Source organism: Nocardia amamiensis, assembly GCF_015477605.1.
Taxonomy (GTDB): Bacteria; Actinomycetota; Actinomycetes; order Mycobacteriales; family Mycobacteriaceae; genus Nocardia; species Nocardia amamiensis_A.
Window position 1 is genome coordinate 1 of record NZ_JADLQX010000210.1, and the last position, 547, is coordinate 547.

At 64.4% G+C, this 547-nt stretch carries 1 protein-coding gene; it reads left to right on the forward strand.

Features of this window, described 5'->3' with window-relative positions; translation table 11 throughout:
• On the forward strand, nt 1-547 hold a 547-nt coding region (locus IU459_RS37520; protein ID WP_195134307.1), incomplete at both ends, for an AMP-binding protein.

Genomic DNA, 547 nt, shown 5'->3' on the forward strand with positions numbered 1-547 from the left:
GATGTGCCGGTGCATCGGGAGAAGATCGCTGTGGAGGCGGCGCATTCGGTGTCGTATCTGGATCGGCTGCGTCCGTTGTCGGAGCAGCATTTGGCGTATGTGATCTATACGTCGGGGTCGACGGGTAGGCCGAAGGGTGTTGCGGTCACGCATGCGGGTTTGGCGGCGTTGGTCGAGCACGAGGTTGCGGTGCGGGGGGTGACGCGGGAGTCGCGGGTGTCGCATCTGTGTACGCCGAGTTTCGATTTTTCGGTGATCGAGATGTTGTTGGCGTTTTCGGCGGGTGCGACGTTGGTGGTGGCGCCGCCGGGGGTGTTCGCGGGGGTGGAGCTGGCTGATTTGTTGCGGCGGGAGCGGGTGACGCATCTGTGTATCACGCCGGGTGCGTTGGAGTCGTTGGATCCGGTGGGGTTGGATGATCTGCGGGCGATTCTGTGTGGTGGTGAGCGGGTCGGTCCGGAGTTGGTCGCGCGGTGGGCGAGCGGTGATCGGTCGTTCTACATCGTGTACGGGCCGACCGAGACCACCATCTTCGCCACCGGCACCG